This window comes from Sulfitobacter sp. DSM 110093, assembly GCF_022788715.1.
Classification (GTDB): Bacteria; Pseudomonadota; Alphaproteobacteria; order Rhodobacterales; family Rhodobacteraceae; genus Sulfitobacter.
This window is the reverse complement of the sequence record NZ_CP085167.1, coordinates 400,902-417,338: the sequence shown is the minus strand read 5'-3', so window position 1 is coordinate 417,338 and position 16,437 is coordinate 400,902. Positions and strand designations below refer to the sequence as shown.

The window sequence follows — 16,437 nt, the reverse complement described above, 5'->3', positions numbered from 1 at the left end:
TCAGCGGCCGGTCACGCCAGGGAAGGCAATGAGAATAGCGAGCGCGAGGATTTGAAGGGCAATGAAGGGCAAGAGAGAGCGAAAGATCTCTCCCAAAGAGATATCAGGTGGTGTCACCGACTTGAGATAGAAGGCGGCGGGACCAAAGGGCGGCGACAGGAAGCTGACCTGCATGTTCATTGCGAAGACCACACCGAACCACACAGGATCAAGGCCAAGATCGCGGATGATCGGGACAAAGATCGGCATGGTCAGCAGCGCAATCCCTACCCAGTCCAGAAACATCCCAAGGACAAAGAGGATCGCCATCATGAACAACACAATCACGGTTGGATTGTCCGACACGCCGGTGATCAGATTAGAGACAAAGGTAATGCCGCCCATCAGGTTAAAGACCCCGACCAGTGCCGAAGCACCGATCCCGATCCAGACGATCATCCCGACGGTCGCGAGGGTTCGCTTGGCCGCGCCCACCATCAGCTCTGTGGTGAATTCGCCGCGGATCATCGTGGACAGGGTCACGCCGATCACCCCGATGGCAGAGGCTTCGGTGACCGAGGCAATGCCGCCATAGATCGACCCCAGCACAAAGATCACCACCATGATTGGCAAGATCAACCCTTTGAGCAGACGCATCTTCTCGGCTGTCGAGGTCTCGTCCGGTTCCGGGATCGGTGCGATGTCGGGGTTCATGTAGGCCCGCACCAGCACGTAGATGATATAGAAGCTTGCCAGCATCAGACCGGGCAAGAAGGACGCGGTGAACAGATCCCCGATAGAGACCGACGCCGTCAGACCATAGATGATCAACACGATGGACGGGGGCACCATTGTCCCCAAGGCCCCGCCCGCGCAGCACACGCCGATGGCCAGACGCCGGTCATAGCCAAGCCGCAACATCTGGGGCAGTGCCAGCAGACCCAGCAGTACCACCTCGCCCCCGATGATGCCGGACATCGCGGCCAGTACAACGGCGACCAGCAAAGTCTGGATCGCGATGCCGCCCCGCAGACGGCCACCGACCTCGCGCATCGCGTCGAACAGATCGCGTGCGATGCCCGACCGATCAAGGATCGCGGCCATCAGCACGAACATCGGCACGGACACGAAGACGAAGGAGTTGACGAAGCTGAAAATGCGGCTGGTGATCAACGGCACGGCCATCGGCCCGAACCAGCCAAGCGCAAAAATCAGCGCCACGAGCAGGGTCACGAAAGCCAGTGGCATGCCGGTGATCAGAAGCAGGAACAAGGTGACGAACATCGCCCCGGTCGCCACTTCGATCCCCATGGCCTTAAAGTCGAACAGCGCTGTGAGAAGGTCCATCACCGGTCCTGTTTTGTCATGTAGTTCCAAGCAAGCACAGCGAACTGCACGGCCATGACCACGAGAATTGTAAAGAGAAAGATTTTAAGCATCCCCGGTGTGGGCGGGTCCCATGCGCTGCCGCTGCTCTCTAGCCGGATTGCGCCGGTTGGCGTCCAGACCGCACGCACAAGGCTTTGCCATGCGGCCCAGCCGAAGAAGGCTGTTGCCACAAGGCAAACCAGCGAAATCACCACGTTGAAAATGCGCCGCCACGGGGCTGACAGGTAATCATAGATCAGGACCACACGGATGTGCGTGTCCCGCGATACCACATAGAGTCCCCCATAAACAAAGGCGGTGGCGTTCAGAAATATCACTGTCTCATGCGCCCAGACCGTCGGGGCGGCAAAGACATAGCGCAAGACCACCTCGATCCCGAGGATCGCGGCAGAGGCGAGGATCGCAAAGGCAAAAAGGATACCGATCCGGTCGATGCCGCGCCCTAACAGCCCAGCCTCGGGGATCGCCCCCTTGGGTGCGTCAATATCCACTGGTGCGCTGGCCGCGACGTTGGGATCTGTCCTGTCTTGCATATGCCCCTCCCGAGCGTTCACCCCTCCGGTCTGTCCGGAAGGGTGCTGGTGCTTAGACGCTTACTGAAGCAGCCCGTTTTCTTCGAGATAGGCCGTCAGCGTGTCATAAACCTTGCGCGATGCGTCGGATGCTTCGGCCGCCTTTTCCCATTCGGTCTTGGCGAAGGCACGGAACTTGGCGCGCTCTGCGTCGGACCAATTATGCACGGTGATGTCGGCGTTGGCTTCGGCTTCTTTTACCGCAGCCATGTCGCTCTCGGCCAAGGTCGACACCTGTAGCTGCCGGAAATCTTTTACGGACTCTACCAATGCGCTCTGGATATCCTCGGGCATCGAATCCCACACACCTTTGTTGATCGAAACCTCGACCAGCGGCATGGAGTGGAAGCCGGGATATACCGGATGGTTCGCCACATCGTGCATGCCCTGCGCGTGGTTGGTCGAGAAGACGGTATAATCCGCCGCGTCGATCACGCCCTTATCAAGCGAGGTGAACACCTCGGAGCCAGGCAAATTGACCGGAGACGCGCCCGCCGCGGCAAAGACTTTCTGCACCATACCTTCGGGCGCGCGCATTTTCAGCCCCTTCAGATCGTCCACGCCGTCCAGCGGCACCTTCGACAGAAACGCCTCAAGGCCGGGGGTCGTCGCACCGATGAAGTGCAAACCGTAGGGTTCAAGCATTTCGTTCATCAGCTCATTGCCGCCGCCGTTCTCCATAAAGTCGAACATCTGCTGCGGGTCAGACCATGCCCCGACCGGGTTGGCAATCAGACCAAACGCCGGTTCTTTACCCGCGAAATAAGAGGTGTCGGTCACGTGGCCGTCGATAATGCCCGCCGCCACCGCGTCCTGCGATTCAGTATGTGCGACGATTGTTTCAACGGGCAGCAGATCGACTTCGACGCGGCCGTCGGTTTTGGCGGCGACGTCTTTGGCCCATTCTTGTTGAAGCAAGAAGTTGGCGTTGCCTGCCGGATCTGATGACTGGAACTTAAGCGAAAAATCTTGTGCAGCAGCGGCACCGGCCAGCCCGGCGCTGACAACTGCGGTTGCGGCCAGAAGCCTAGCGGTAAAGCGCATGTGTTTATCCTCCCTAAAAAGTCGTGACCGTAAACGGTGACGATGGGCGGACGCTAATGACAGCGCTATCATCTGTCAACTATTCACAAAGACCGGCGCGCGTGATAGTGTCTATGGCATGGAAAAGAACGATAAATACAAGCGGGTTACGTTGAACGAAGTCGCGGCAGAGGCAGGTGTCAGCGCTATCACTGTATCGCGGACGATTCGTGCCCCCAACATGGTCTCGGCGGTTGTGCGGAAGAAGGTTCAGGCTGCGATAGAACTGCTTGGGTATGTGCCGGATCAAGCCGCTTCGGCGCTTGCGTCCGAGCGGACAAATGTGGTGGGGTTGCTGGTCCCATCGCTGACCAACGCGGTATTTTCTGACGTCTTGCGCGGTGTTTACGATGTGATCGATGGGTCAGGCTTATCGGTGCAAATCGGTAATTTCCGCTATAGCCCCAGCAAAGAAGAAAACCTTTTGCGTACCTTCCTGCGTCAGCGCCCTGCGGGGCTGATTGTGGCAGGGATCGACCAAACCGACGCAGCGCGGACCCTGCTCAAGTCCGCCCCCTGTCCCGTCGTGCAGATTATGGACGTGTCGGATTCCCCAATTGATCTCATGATCGGGTTCTCACACTACGATGGCGCTGTCGAAGGCACGCGGCACTTGATCGATGCGGGGTACAAAAAGCCCGGATTTCTGGGTGCGCGAATGGACCCGCGATCACAGGCCCGACTTGCGGGTTTCACCGCAGAAGCGCAGGCGCGCGAGGTTTACGATCCGAACCGCGTTGTCACAACGACCCATCCGTCCTCGGTCGGTATGGGCGGGCAACTGCTAAGCGATCTTCTTGCGCAAGCGCCAGACACCGATGCCGTGTTTTGCAATAACGACGACCTCGCCGCCGGCGCGCTGTTCGAGGCCGAACGCCGTCGCATCAACGTTCCCAGGGACTTGGGTATCTGCGGATTTAACGATCTGGAAATGTCACGGCACCTGAACCCCGGCATTACCTCTGTAGCGACGCCCCGCTATGAGGTTGGCGCAGGGGCGATGACCTTGCTACGGGACGCAATCGCCGACCGCGCAGCCATCAGCACGCCTCACATCCGGCTCGGCGTGGAGCTGATCAAGCGCGGGTCGACACAACGAGGTTGAAAGTCCCGAATAGCACGAGATCAGGCAACTGCTGGCAGCAAAACAAAATTCTAATAGTCCCCAATATTCCGTAACTACGGAATTTCCCTGACATCAGGGGGATAAAGAGCCTGATGTTCTGCTTTCGAACTGCTTTCTGCAACTTGATCTAGAAGCACAGTTCGATCTCGCCATCTGCCGCTAAAGTCAGGATGGGCTCAACGCGGAAATTGCTGTTCGAGGCTTTGAAAGCACAACTGCACACGGAATGTTACGGACTAAATGTTCGTGTGCCCTTATGTATTTCACAGGTCATGGCTTGTTATAAATCGCGAGATACGTTGTATAATTTAACGGCCAGCAAGGGTCGCTGCCCCTTCCCTACTCAGCCGTCGATCGCGACCAAATGATTGTCCCACGCTCGCGTCGCGGCGGTAAGTCCTGATAAGCGCTTATCCTGAAGCGCCAATATCCCACCCAGACCGTCCGTCGCAACGAACCCACCCCGGCCCGAGGCCAACCCGCAGATATCGGCGCGGCGGTGGCTGGCGACAAAATCACCTTGATCGTCAAAAACATGCAGCCGCCCGCCGCGCGGTGAGGTGATGCCGACTGATTTTCCATCCGCCGCAAAAGCCACGCTTCCGGCATAGCCCTGCATCGCGATTTGTTCGGCCAAATCAGCCTCAGCCAGGATCGCCGCCTGTCCGCGTCGGTGCAGCCCCAACAGAGGCACCCCATCCCCCGGGTCACCCTGCCATTGCATGGCAAAGGCCACCTGCCCATCAGGGGCCAACGCAAGATGGCGGATTGAATTCAAGTGCAGATCGTCGGGCAGTTCGACTTGATCCAACATTTCACCCATCACGCTGATATAAGAGAGGTTGGCCCGCATATCGTCGATGTTCAGCTTTTCGCGCCCACTATCGGGATGCGTACGGATACCGCCATTGGCCACCACGAGCACATCGTCGGAAAAGCGGAGGATCTCATGCGGGCCAATCCCGCCCGAAGCGATCTCTCCGATCCGCGCATAGCCCCGCGCACGGGACCACAGTCCGATGCGCCCTTCGCCGGTGTCGATCTCATTCTCGCTGGTGGCGAGGATGGCTCCGCCCTGCAAAAACGCCCCATGTCCGTAGAAATGCCGCCCCTCTGGTGTGTCGAGCCGATGGGCGACGCGGCCTTCCACGCAGTCGATCACCAGTGCAAACCGGCCCGGACGGCGGGCAAAGGCCACGGCCTCAGGCGCCGTGGGGTGCGCGGCGGCGGCATGTCCCCGGTCGGGGAGTGGAATGCGAAAAATGTCGTGGCCGGTCCCGTCCAGTCCGAAAAGCGCATAGTCGCCAGAGGGGCCGCGCGCTGCAGCAAGGTACGCGGGGCTACCGGCGGCGGCCCAGCCCATACGCGGCAAGCCAGTGGCGGCGGCCAGACCAGCCAGGAAATGGCGGCGCGAAGGCATCAGTCGCCATCTGCCGAATTGAACCCAACCGACACACCAAGTGCTGGGGCGATCTCTTGGGCTGCCGCTTCGGAAATGGCGAGAACATCGTTTTGCAAAGCCTCGACACGGATACGGCTCACAGGTTCTGCGACCCCGGCAAAGATCGGGTCCTCCAAGGCGCGTGCGGCTGTAAGCGCGCGGTCAAAAGCGGCGTCGGTCTTGGGCGTCGGCGCGTCCGATAGGGTGTCCGCAAGCGCGTGCAAGGCGTCGAGCGAGAGCACCACATTGCGCAGGCTGCGGCCCGAACGGCGCGCCTCGGCCACCTGCGGTTTCGGCGCATCGAAGCGGCCCATGGGACGGCCCAAACGTTGTTCTGCAACAAAATCCAACCCGGTCGCCAAAGCCGTATAAAGCGCCTGTGACGCCTCGCGCGGGCTGAGGAAACGGTCGTTGCCCGCCTCGCCCGCGCTGCTCAGTGTTTCAGCAAAATCCTCGCGCCATGCGGCATCTACGGTCTGGGCCGCTTCGGCCAGATCGGCAGAGATGGCACGTGCCAGCGTGCAGCTATAGCTGTCGGGCCCATAGCCGACAAAGGCCTCGTCGTAGAGCAACCGCTCCAACGCAAAAAGCCCCCGCGCCGCGATGGAGACTTCTGAGAAATCACCGTCTTGAGCTATCGGGTCTTCGCCGGCCACCAATCGCGCCACGCTGCGGCCCACCATGCCGCGTGTGTCTGGCCAAAAGGCAATGGCCAACCCGCGCCCGTCCTCTTCCAACGGTCCAAGGGTCAGATGCGCGATGCCCATCCATGCGTCGAAAGCCTCCTGATAGGCGGGGCGCAGCGCTGTGCTGGTGCAATCGGCCTGTGCGGCCCTGTCGAGCGCTACCGTCGCGTCTGCAAAAGCGGCAGTACCCGGTAAGGCGTGATCATTAATCACCTCGCTCACCCCGGCAAAGACGGGGGCGGCGGTTAGCAGAAAGGTAGCGGTTAGAAGGCTGCGCATCAGAGGCTCTCCAGATAGCGGATCAGGGCGTCACGATCGGCTTTGGGCATCTCCACCACGGCATCGCGGGCGGGCTGTGCTTCGCCGCCGTGCCACAGCACCGCTTCAAGCAGTGAACGCGCGCGCCCGTCGTGCAGGAATTGGGTATGGCCGTTGACCTGTTCGGTCAAGCCGATACCCCAGAGCGGCGCAGTGCGCCATTCGCGCCCGTTCGCGCGGCCCTCGGGGCGGTTGTCGGCCAGCCCTTCGCCCATGTCATGCAGCAAAAGGTCGGTCATCGGCCAGATCAGCTGAAAGCTCTGCTCAGGCTGATCCTCTAGCCGTTCGGTCACGAATTTCGGCTGGTGACAGGAGGTGCAGCCGATCTCATGAAACACCGCCTTGCCGCGCAGCACCTCGGGCGCGCCAACATCACGACGCGCAGGCACAGCAAGGTTGCGGCTGTAAAAGGTCACCAGATCCAGCCCTTCGGCGTCGATCTCTGCCCCGCGCGCGTCACCATCCCCATGCGGAGCGTTGCGACAGGCGGTCTGCTCGGTGGTGCAATCGCCCCATGCCGCATCGAAGATCGGGGATGAAATCCCGATGTCCCCGGCAAAGGCGCTGGCGGATTGTTCGCGGATCGTCGGCGCACCGGATTTCCAGCCGAAACGGCCCAGCATCGGGCGCGCGTGTTCAAAGGACCAGACGATCTGCGCCCGGCCAGAGATCCCATCGCCGTCGGCGTCTTCGGGGTCCGCGAGGGCCAAGATATCCGCAGCTGGGATCGCCTCTAATAGGCCAAGCCCGATCATCGGCGGGGCAACACGGGGGCTGAGCATCGCGCCATCGGCCAAGGGACCATACCCGAGATCTTCGGCGCTGTAGGTCGGGCGGCGCAGGCTGGCGGTTTCGCCATCGGACAGGGCGACCTCAACCTCTTCATAGCGCAGGCCCAGCCGGTATTCCGCCGGATGGCCCGCCACCCCGAAATCCTGCAACTGGCCGCCATAGACCGGATCGGGCCGCGTGCGCGGGGTGCTGTCGCCCACCGAAAGCAGAAACGCCTCGATCTCGCTCATCGCTTCTTCGGGGGCGGTGGGAACCGAGATGCGCAGAAACATCGACACCGCGTCATCCTCCGGACCCTCGGGCGGATGGCCGCGCCCGTCCTTCAGGTGGCAGCGCTGACAAGAGCGCGCGTTGAACAGCGGCCCCAGCCCGTCAGAGGCCAGCGTCGAAGACGGCGAAGAAACCCAGAGCTTTTTAAACAGCCCGTTGCCCACTTTGAAATCCAACTCACGCTCAAAGGGGATATTGCCCGAGGGCAGCGAAAACGCATCGGCATTGCCACGCGGGCTGACCGTGGCAGCACCTGCTGGGTTCGTCTCAAATGCTTCGGGTTTGTCGAATTCGGTCGCGGGGGCGGTGACCTTGGCGATCCGGGCGGCCTCTTCGGCGGTGCGGGGGATCACCTTAAGATGCGGTTCCTCCAAAGCTTGTGGAGCGGCGGCGGCCATGCTCGCGGCGGCCACCGTGAGCATCGGAATGAGGAATCGCATGAGGACTGCCTTGGATAAGCGGCGGGCCCTGCACCGGGCCCGCCATTCGATATTACTTGCTGTCGTCCGACGGCTTGGCCTGAAGTTGACCATAGACGGCCTCGCCCAGTTCGGCCTGAAGCGACAGTTGCGTTTCAAGGAAGTCGATATGCCCTTCCTCGTCGGCAATCAATTCCTCGAACAGGTTCTTAGAGACATAATCCCCAACCTGATCGCAGTGGTTGCGTGCCTCGATATAAAGCGTGCGCGCCTCATGTTCGGCAGCCAGATCGGACTCAAGGCATTCCTTGACGGTCTCGCCAATGCGCAGTGAATCCAACTTTTGCAGATTCGGATGCCCTTCGAGGAAGATGATCCGCTCGATCAGCTTGTCGGCGTGATTCATCTCTTCGATGCTTTCCTCGCGCGACTTATCGGCAAGCCGACCATAGCCCCAATCTTCTTGCAGACGGTAGTGCAGCCAGTATTGGCTTACCGCTGTCAGCTCGCTGCGCAGTGCCGCGTTTAGATATTCGATGACCTTTACGTCGCCCTTCATGAACCTGTCTCCTTGTTTGGTTTTGCCTGACGTAGAGTGGGTTTCAGCACAGGCACGGAAAAGTTGCCATTTCCTCGCATGGTAGACAAGAACAGAGGCATGCAGCCACCACAATCGGCTGCTTTGCCCAAGGCGCGGTAAATTTTACCCGCAGTGATGACTGTGCGCGCGTCAGAGGCGCGCATCCAGTCGATTGCATTGTTGATATCGCGATCGGTGATATTCTGGCACTGACAAACGATCATAGTATTTCGTATTCCCTTGCTGGCTTCGGGCCGCCGCAGCGGCCCGAAGGTGGATTAGGATTACTGGAAGACGGCCTCTGGCGCGTCGAGGCTGTCGGAGCCTTCAAAGGCGATCTCATCGCCACCAAGCACGGTCACGGCCCGTTCAATCGCGCGGGTCTGATCCACCAGCGCATCGACCGCGCCCATGATCAGCGCTTCGCCCTCGGCATTGCCGCGCTCTAGCATCATGTCATAGCTGAAACCCGCTTCGGCGGCGGTTTTGATCTGGCCAAGTTCCGCCATGGAGGCGTTCAGTTTGGCGCGCAGGTCTTCGTCGACGCTGGCATCGGCGCTGGCAACAAGATCAGCCAGCGATGCGCCGGAAACCACGCGGCCATCGACGCGCAGATATTCGCCCAGATAGACGTTCCGCACGCCCAAACCGTCGTAGTAGTGGCTGTTGTGCGTGTTGTCCGAGAAGCAATCGTGCTCTTCTTCGGGGTCATTGAGCATGACGCCCAGCTTCATCCGCTCACCCGCCTGCTCACCGTAGGAGAGCGAGCCCATGCCGGTCAAGATCGCGTCGATCCCGGCGTCTTCGTCTGCCAGCACGGCGGCGCGTGCGTCACCGCCTTCGGCCCATTGGCCGGACATCCATTCCAGATCGCTGACCAGCAGATCAGTCGCGGCTTTGAGGTATTGCCCGCGGCGGTCGCAGTTGTCGCCGGTGCAGTCTTCGCCGGTCGCGTAGTCGGTCCAAGGACGGGTGCCCGCGCCATGCTCAGTCCCGTTCAGGTCTTGGCCCCAGAGCAGGAATTCGATGGCGTGGTAGCCGGTGGCGACATTGGCCTCAACCGCGCCCGCCTCATGCAACTGCCCTTCGAGGAGCGCAGGCGTGATCTCGGCGGCGTCCACCTCTTCCCCGCCCAGCGTGAAGCTCGGGTTGGCGATGACGTTCAGAACAGCCAGTTGGTTCTCATCCGTCTCACCGCCATAGGAGGCATCGACATAGTCGATCAGGCCTTCGTCCAGCGGCCATGCGTTTACCTTGCCTTCCCAATCGTCGACGATGGCGTTGCCAAAGCGGAACACTTCGGTCTGCTGGTAGGGCACGCGGGCGGCCAGCCATGCGGTTTTCGCAGCCTGAAGCGCCTCGGCAGAGGGGGTAGCGATCAGCGTCTCGACAGCGGCTTGCAGCGTCTGCGCGGTGGTCAGACTGTCTTCGTATCCGGCCTGCGCGATGTCGGCATAGGTGCCCAGCACCTCAGCCTTGTCTTGCGCGAATGCCGGAGCGGCGGCAAATGTGATCAGCGCAATGGCTGTGGTCGCTTTGAGGCGCATCGAATGTCCTTCCTTGGATATCACCTTGGCGCCGCGCAGACTGCAGCGGGCCCTTTTGCAATAGGTGACTCAAACGGTCGGAAAAGACAAGGGTGAAGGTGCCGTGACGCTGCCCCGCGTGTAAAGCTATTTGCCGTCAGCCCTTTGCAAGAGCGTCACATGGGTATCGCCATATTTACGCGTGTCGATCCGGGCGAATCCCTCTGGGGCATGCATGGGGGTGTTTTCCTCCCAAACGATCATGGCGCCGGGGGCAAGCCAGCCGCCTGCAGCAGCGGCAATCAACGCTTTCTGCCCCATGGATTTACCATAGGGCGGATCGAGAAAGACCAGGTCAAACGGAGGCTGCGCCCATGGCCCCAGCCGTGTGGCATCGTTGCGCATCAATCGCGTCTCAGATTCGGCCCCAAGCGTGCGGGTATTCTCTGCAATCAGCCGCTGCCCGGTGTGGCCATTCTCGACGAAACAAACCGTGTTGGCACCCCGCGACAGCGCCTCGAACCCAAGCGCGCCGGTGCCTGCGAACAAATCTAGCACCCGCGCGCCTTGGATCACGTCGTGATGAGTCAACATCGAAAAAAGGCTTTCGCGGACACGATCAGAGGTCGGGCGCAGATGCGCTCCGGCATCGCCCTTGCCAAGCGCCGCAAGGGGGCGGCCACGGTATTTCCCGGCAATGATCCTCATGCTTTCAGCAAAGCCTTAAGGTCGGTATCAGGGTCCGCGACCAGCGCGGGATCAGGCGATTTCCCCGCCTCGATCAACCGTTTACCCACCATGTAACCACGCGGGTCGTTCGCAGCATCCACGGCCAGCAGGGTGTCACCAAGGTAGTACCAGAAGGACGCGCTGCCGTCGCCAAAGCGGCTGACCACGCGGTCATAGCCTGCGTTCAGCCCGGCGATTTGCAGCTTCACATCATATTGATCTGACCAGAACCACGGCTTGGCGACATATTCCTTGCCCGCGCCGAGGATGTTTTCCGCAACGATTTCGGCTTGATCAATGGCGTTCGGCACGCTTTCCAACCGGATGCGCCCGCCGCGATAGGGGAAAGAAGTGCAGTCCCCCGCCGCCCAGATGCCCGGCATGTTCGTGCGGCCCTGCGCATCGATCTTGATGCCGTTTTCGATCTCGATCCCCGCCGCTGCCGCCAGGACGACATCGGGCTCAATGCCCACACCGGTGATGACGAAATCGGCAGCGATCTCTGTCCCGTCGCTGAGGCGCGCGCCGGTGACTTGGGTGTCGCCCAGCAAACGATCCAGACCGACGCCTTCGCGCAGGGTCACGCCGTGGCCTTCATGCAGAGCGCGGAAGTAGTCACTGGTCTCTGGCGCGGCCACCCGTTGCAGGATGCGGTCGGCCATTTCCACCAGTGTAACCTCAAGCCCCAGTTTGGCCGCCACCGCCGCTGCCTCCAGCCCGATATAACCACCGCCGACGATCAATATCTTCGCGCCCTTTACGAAACGCGGGGCCATGGCATCCACATCCGCCAGATCGCGCACGGTAAAGACGCCATCCAGCGCCCCGCCAATCGCTTCGGGCAGACGGCGCGGGACGGATCCAGTGGCGAGCACCAGTTCGTCATAGGCGATCTGCCCGTCTGTGGTGGTAAGAACGCGCGTTTCAGGGTCAATCGCGGTCACGCGGCAATCGGTCTTCAACGTGATCCCTTGATCGGCATAAAACGCCTCAGGCCGCAAAAACAGCCGCTCCAGTGTCATATCGCCCAGTAGATACCCTTTAGACAGCGGCGGGCGCTGGTAGGGGGGGCAAGGCTCGGCCCCAATCAGGGTGATCCGCCCGTCAAATCCACCATTGCGCAGTTTCGCCACGCAAGAGGCTCCCGCCTGCCCGGCTCCGATCACCACCACATGCTGCATCTGCCTACCCCCGATTGATCTGGTCTCAGTCGCGGTCAAAGCCTATATCTGGCCCCAAGACAACCGCAATGACAGGAGAGGCTATCCCATGACGATTTCTCAAGGTTCTACGCTGCCCGACGCAAAACTGGTTCAGATGGGCGCAGATGGGCCCGAGCCGGTACAGATGGCCGACAAGCTTAAGGGCCGCAAAGTGGTGATATTTGCTGTGCCGGGTGCGTTCACGCCCACCTGCCACTCTGCCCATGTGCCGAGCTTTGTGCGCACCAAGGATCAGTTCGACGCCAAAGGCGTGGATGAGGTGATCTGCGTCTCTTGCAACGACCCTTTCGTGATGAAAGCATGGGGCGAAGCAACCGGCGCGAGTGAGGCCGGGATCACAATGCTGGCCGACGCCAGCAGCGAATTCACCCGCGCCATCGGCATGGAGTTCGACGCGGCCCCTGCCGGGTTGGTCGCACGGTCCAAGCGCTATGCGATGCTGGTCGAAGACGGCAAGGTGACACTATGGCAACCCGAAGAAAGCCCCGGCACCTGCGAGATTTCCGGCGGCGAAGCGCTGCTGGACAATATGTAAACACACGAACGCCCGGCCAGATTGGCCGGGCGTTTTGCTAACTGGGGTTGCCCCCTCAAGGTCGCACGGGCGAAGGCCTACTCTGCAGCAGCCTGCACAATGGTACGCGTGGGGAACGGAATATCGACACCGCCCTCATCCAGAGCCTCTTTGACCTCGCGGGTCATATCGGCCTTGAAGGCAAAATAATCATCCGCGCTGCACCACACCCGCACAAGAAAATCAACGGAACTGTCGCCAAGGTTGCTCACCTGCACAAAGGGCTCAGGATCGGCATGCGCGCGCGCGTCTGCTGTGATCGTGCTGCGAATGATCTCTTCCGCGGTCTTGAGGTTCGCACCATAGCCCACGCCAAATGTCCATTCCGCGCGGCGGGTTGGGTTGACCGAATAGTTGGTGATCACATTGCCCCAAACCTCAGAGTTCGGCACGATGACCTGCACGTTGCTTAGATCAGCCAGCACCGTGTAGTTCAGGTTGATCTGTTTGACCGTGCCCATCTCGCCCGCGATCACAACGAAATCACCGATTTTAATCGGGCGGAACAAGATCAGCATGACGCCCGCCGCCACATTCGACAGGGTGCCCTGCAAAGCCAAACCGATGGCCAGACCCGCCGCACCGATGACTGCCACAACCGAGGTCGTTTTGACCCCAAAGGTGTTGAGCACGAACAGAACCGTAAAACCCAGCACCACATAGCGCACGATAGAGGCCAGAAATTCGAACAGCATCTCGTCGAGGTGCTTGTTCCGCTTGCCAAGGTTTTCGACACGGTGTTGCAGCCAGCTTGAGATGACCCACCCCAGCAACAGGATCACAATCGCGCCGATCACCGACCCTGCCGCGCTGGCAAGGAATTCAAGTGTCAGCAGATCGGCGATCGTCTTGCCCTGCCACAGTTCCGTTTCAAACAAATCTTGCATCCGGTCTCTCCGTCAGTCTTTCCCGGCCCCAAAGAGACCATCCATCTTGCGCGCCAGTTTCGCATCAAGCGAGCTTAGCCCATCTACGTCATGGGTGATCAACGTAACTTCCACGCGATTGTAAACGTTGCTCCATTCGGGATGGTGATTCCATTTTTCCGCCCAAATAGCCACCCTTGTCATCCAGCCAAAGGCATCGGCGAAATCATTGAACTTGAACGTCTTATGGATCGCATCCCGGCTTTCGACCATCTCCCAGCCGGTATTGAACAGCGGCTGCAGGAGGGTTTTGCGGGTCTCGATGCTTAATCTCTCGGTCATTCTTGTTCCTCAATCGTCGTCTTTTTGAAGGGGCCGTAGTCGGTCAGCACGCTGATCTCTTCGTCCACGGCGTCGCGTTCGGCCTGCAGATACTCCCCCACGGCAGAGGCAAAGCCCGGATCACGCATCCAATGCAGCGACCATGTGGGTGACGGCAGATAGCCGCGGGCGAGCTTGTGTTCGCCCTGCGCGCCCGCCTCGACACGGGCAAGCCCATGGGCAATGGCGAAATCCATGGCGCGATAATAGCACAGTTCAAAGTGCAGGAAGGGGTGATGCTCGGTACAGCCCCAGTAGCGGCCAAAGAGCGTTTCTGCCCCGATGAAGTTCAGCGCCCCGGCAATCCAACGCCCGTCGCGTTCGGCCAGCACCAGCGCAATATCTTCGCGCAGGCGTTCCTGCGCGTGGTCAAAGAATTCCCGCGTGAGATAGGGCGAACCCCATTTCCGCGCGCCGGTGTCCTGGTAGAACTGCCAGAAAGCGTCCCAATGTTCGGGTTCAATCTGATCGCCAGTGAAGGTGTGGATCGTGCCGCCAAAATCCTGCGCCTGAGCGCGTTCCTTGCGGATATTCTTGCGCTTGCGCGAGGATAGACTGGCGAGGAACCCGTCGAAATCGGCATAATCGCGGTTGTGCCAATGGAACTGCTGGCTTTTCCGGCTCATCAAGCCCAGAGCTTCGGCCCGCGCGACTTCGCCCTCGGTGCAAAAAGTCACATGTAGCGAGGACAGCGCGTTGTTGTCGGTCAGTTGCACCGCGCCTTGAACCAGCGCTGCGGTGCCCGCCTCTTCAAACTCGGGCCGCACCAAAAAGCGCTTCCCAGTGGCGGGGGTATGCGGCACCGCGATCTGAAGTTTCGGGTAATAGTGCCCGCCCGCCCGCTCATAGGCATGTGCCCAGTTATGGTCGAAGATATATTCGCCTTGGCTGTGCGATTTGGCATACATCGGCGCCACGGCGATCACTTGGCCCGCAATCCGCGCCACCAGATATTGTGGCTGCCAGCCCGTGCCGGGCCCGACTGACCCGCTGCGCTCCAAGGCCGATAGGAATCGATAGGTGGTGAAAGGATCGCGCGGACGCGCCCCGTCTGCGGCCTCAGAACAGGCGCAGGCATCCCAATCCTCTTGGCCGATCTGTGCCAGTTCCGGCACCACCGTAATCTCGATTTCCTGCGCGCTCATCTGAACCTTGCCTGCCTTGCGTCCTATGTGTGGCCTTGGCCCCGCGGATCAAGGGCTTGGCTGGGGTAGATAGCTTTCAAAGGTAACGTTCTGCGCCACCTGACGTGCGATGTCTTCTTCGGCTTTGCTGCGGATTGTCCAACACAGCACCGCCGCACCACCGGCTTTCAACTCGGCCACACGTGGGCGGCTGAGGTCATCGGCCTCGTGGCTGATGAAACAGGCGCCACAGTCGGCATAGTCGGGAATTTCACGCAGCCGGTCGCAGGTCGCCGTGGGCAGCGGCCATTCATCGGCGCGGTAGCCGCTGGTGGTCAAGCCGCGTGGCACATCGGGCAACAACCGGGAGAGTTCTTGCACCGAATACGGGTTAAACGACATCACGGCCAGATCCCCGCGATAGGTAGCAAGAGGCCCGGCGGCTGCGGCCTCTAATGCGCCGACATCCGGCCCCATACTGCCATCTTGATCCTTGAACTCCACCAGCAGCGGCACGCGGCCGGCAACAAGATCAAGGATCTCTTCGAGCGTCGGGATGCCTTCGTCGCCCCCTTTGAGGGGGATCTTCGCCAGAGCATCGGCATCGCGCAGGCGCAACGCACCACGCTCTGCCGTCAACCGCTCCAGTCCATAATCGTGAAAGACCATCGCCTTACCATCGGCGCTAAGTTGCAGGTCGATCTCGATCCCAAAACCCGCCTCAACCGCCGCGTGCACAGCGGCACGGCTGTTTTCGGGCCGTCCGGCGGCGAGATCATGCAGCGCGCGATGCGCCAATGGAACATTCAGAAAGGCGGAAGGAAGGGTCATTCGATCTCAAAAATGCCTTCGATTTCGACGGCAACGCCCAGTGGCAACGATGCGGCAGAAACCGCCGACCGCGCGTGACGACCTGCCTCGCCCAATGCCTTGACCATGAAATCTGATGCACCGTTGATCACTTTGGGCTGATCGGTGAAGTCTGCGGTGGAATTGACAAACCCGGTCAGTTTCACAACCCGCTTAAGCCGATCCAGATCGCCGCCACAGGCCGCGCGGACCTGCGCCAAAAGGCTCAGTGCACAGCTGCGCGCGGCAGCGGCCCCGGCGTCGACATCCATGCTGTCACCCAAACGCCCGACAATCAGCCCATCCGGCCCGTTCGAGATCTGGCCCGATACATAGACGGTGTTCCCTGTGACCACGAAGGGCACGTAGTTCGCGGCAGGTGCAGGGGCGTCGGGCAGGGTAATCCCGAGGTCGGCAAGGCGGGCGGTCAGGGACATGGCGTTTTCCTTTGGCTGCGGTTTCAGGCGGACGCTATCCGCCCTCAAGGCCGAGGAAAAGCCCCTTTGCCGC

18 protein-coding genes are annotated in these 16,437 nt (G+C 60.6%); 2 read left to right on the top strand and 16 right to left on the bottom strand.

The window, feature by feature from the left end; genetic code table 11:
- From DSM110093_RS01975 to DSM110093_RS01965, 3 genes are read right to left on the bottom strand one after another with little or no spacing between them, the layout of a single operon-like run.
- Positions 1–1,326 carry a TRAP transporter large permease subunit gene (locus DSM110093_RS01975; protein WP_243266470.1) on the bottom strand — a complete coding sequence of 442 codons (1,326 nt, stop codon included), beginning with the start codon at positions 1,324–1,326 and terminating at the stop codon, positions 1–3.
- On the bottom strand, positions 1,326–1,901 hold the full coding sequence (locus DSM110093_RS01970; protein ID WP_243266469.1) for a TRAP transporter small permease: 576 nt from the start codon (positions 1,899–1,901) through the stop codon (positions 1,326–1,328). Before DSM110093_RS01970 ends, DSM110093_RS01975 begins: the two co-directional genes overlap by 1 nt.
- Before the next feature lie 60 nt (positions 1,902–1,961).
- On the bottom strand, positions 1,962–2,984 hold the full coding sequence (locus DSM110093_RS01965) for a TRAP transporter substrate-binding protein (RefSeq protein ID WP_243266468.1): 1,023 nt from the start codon (positions 2,982–2,984) through the stop codon (positions 1,962–1,964).
- 118 nt (positions 2,985–3,102) lie between these two features.
- Here DSM110093_RS01965 and DSM110093_RS01960 point away from each other — a divergent pair, with 118 nt between their 5' ends.
- Complete coding sequence (locus DSM110093_RS01960) at positions 3,103–4,128, top strand: LacI family DNA-binding transcriptional regulator (RefSeq protein WP_243266467.1); 1,026 nt, start codon at positions 3,103–3,105, stop codon at positions 4,126–4,128.
- A gap of 364 nt (positions 4,129–4,492) precedes the next feature.
- Here DSM110093_RS01960 and DSM110093_RS01955 read toward each other — a convergent pair whose 3' ends face one another.
- From DSM110093_RS01955 to DSM110093_RS01920, 8 genes are all read right to left on the bottom strand, one after another.
- Positions 4,493–5,569 (bottom strand): DUF1513 domain-containing protein, encoded by a 1,077-nt coding sequence (locus DSM110093_RS01955; RefSeq protein ID WP_243266466.1) that lies wholly within the window; start codon positions 5,567–5,569, stop codon positions 4,493–4,495.
- Positions 5,569–6,555 (bottom strand): imelysin family protein, encoded by a 987-nt coding sequence (locus tag DSM110093_RS01950; protein WP_243266465.1) that lies wholly within the window; start codon positions 6,553–6,555, stop codon positions 5,569–5,571. The genes DSM110093_RS01955 and DSM110093_RS01950 overlap by 1 nt, the downstream gene beginning before the upstream one ends.
- Positions 6,555–8,078 (bottom strand): di-heme oxidoredictase family protein, encoded by a 1,524-nt coding sequence (locus tag DSM110093_RS01945; protein ID WP_243267651.1) that lies wholly within the window; start codon positions 8,076–8,078, stop codon positions 6,555–6,557. Before DSM110093_RS01945 ends, DSM110093_RS01950 begins: the two co-directional genes overlap by 1 nt.
- Before the next feature lie 70 nt (positions 8,079–8,148).
- A complete protein-coding gene (gene bfr / locus DSM110093_RS01940; protein WP_243266464.1) occupies positions 8,149–8,634 on the bottom strand; it encodes a bacterioferritin in 486 nt (161 codons plus the stop codon).
- Positions 8,631–8,879: a (2Fe-2S)-binding protein gene (locus DSM110093_RS01935; RefSeq protein WP_243266463.1), complete on the bottom strand. Its 249-nt coding sequence runs from the start codon at positions 8,877–8,879 to the stop codon at positions 8,631–8,633. Before DSM110093_RS01935 ends, bfr begins: the two co-directional genes overlap by 4 nt.
- Positions 8,880–8,939: 60 nt before the next feature.
- Positions 8,940–10,202: an imelysin family protein gene (locus DSM110093_RS01930; RefSeq protein WP_243266462.1), complete on the bottom strand. Its 1,263-nt coding sequence runs from the start codon at positions 10,200–10,202 to the stop codon at positions 8,940–8,942.
- Positions 10,203–10,328: 126 nt separating this feature from the next.
- Positions 10,329–10,889, bottom strand: coding sequence for a 16S rRNA (guanine(966)-N(2))-methyltransferase RsmD (gene rsmD, locus DSM110093_RS01925; RefSeq protein WP_243266461.1), 561 nt, complete (start codon positions 10,887–10,889; stop codon positions 10,329–10,331).
- A complete protein-coding gene (locus DSM110093_RS01920; RefSeq protein WP_243266460.1) occupies positions 10,886–12,091 on the bottom strand; it encodes an FAD/NAD(P)-binding oxidoreductase in 1,206 nt (401 codons plus the stop codon). The genes rsmD and DSM110093_RS01920 overlap by 4 nt, the downstream gene beginning before the upstream one ends.
- A gap of 88 nt (positions 12,092–12,179) precedes the next feature.
- Between DSM110093_RS01920 and DSM110093_RS01915 the strand changes: the two genes are divergently transcribed.
- Positions 12,180–12,668 carry a peroxiredoxin gene (locus tag DSM110093_RS01915; RefSeq protein ID WP_243266459.1) on the top strand — a complete coding sequence of 163 codons (489 nt, stop codon included), beginning with the start codon at positions 12,180–12,182 and terminating at the stop codon, positions 12,666–12,668.
- Between the two features lie 77 nt (positions 12,669–12,745).
- Here the strand turns inward: DSM110093_RS01915 and DSM110093_RS01910 are convergent, their stop codons facing one another.
- The 5 genes from DSM110093_RS01910 to DSM110093_RS01890 are packed head-to-tail and all read right to left on the bottom strand — an operon-like array spanning position 12,746 to position 16,364.
- Positions 12,746–13,594, bottom strand: coding sequence for a mechanosensitive ion channel domain-containing protein (locus DSM110093_RS01910; protein ID WP_243266458.1), 849 nt, complete (start codon positions 13,592–13,594; stop codon positions 12,746–12,748).
- Positions 13,595–13,606: 12 nt separating this feature from the next.
- Entirely contained in the window at positions 13,607–13,915 is a 309-nt protein-coding gene (locus DSM110093_RS01905; protein ID WP_243266457.1) for a 4a-hydroxytetrahydrobiopterin dehydratase, read from the bottom strand.
- Complete coding sequence (locus DSM110093_RS01900; RefSeq protein WP_243266456.1) at positions 13,912–15,099, bottom strand: GNAT family N-acetyltransferase; 1,188 nt, start codon at positions 15,097–15,099, stop codon at positions 13,912–13,914. Before DSM110093_RS01900 ends, DSM110093_RS01905 begins: the two co-directional genes overlap by 4 nt.
- A gap of 48 nt (positions 15,100–15,147) precedes the next feature.
- Complete coding sequence (locus DSM110093_RS01895) at positions 15,148–15,909, bottom strand: glycerophosphodiester phosphodiesterase family protein (RefSeq protein WP_243266455.1); 762 nt, start codon at positions 15,907–15,909, stop codon at positions 15,148–15,150.
- Positions 15,906–16,364, bottom strand: coding sequence for a RidA family protein (locus DSM110093_RS01890; RefSeq protein WP_243266454.1), 459 nt, complete (start codon positions 16,362–16,364; stop codon positions 15,906–15,908). The genes DSM110093_RS01895 and DSM110093_RS01890 overlap by 4 nt, the downstream gene beginning before the upstream one ends.
- Between the last annotated feature and the right edge of the window lie 73 nt (positions 16,365–16,437).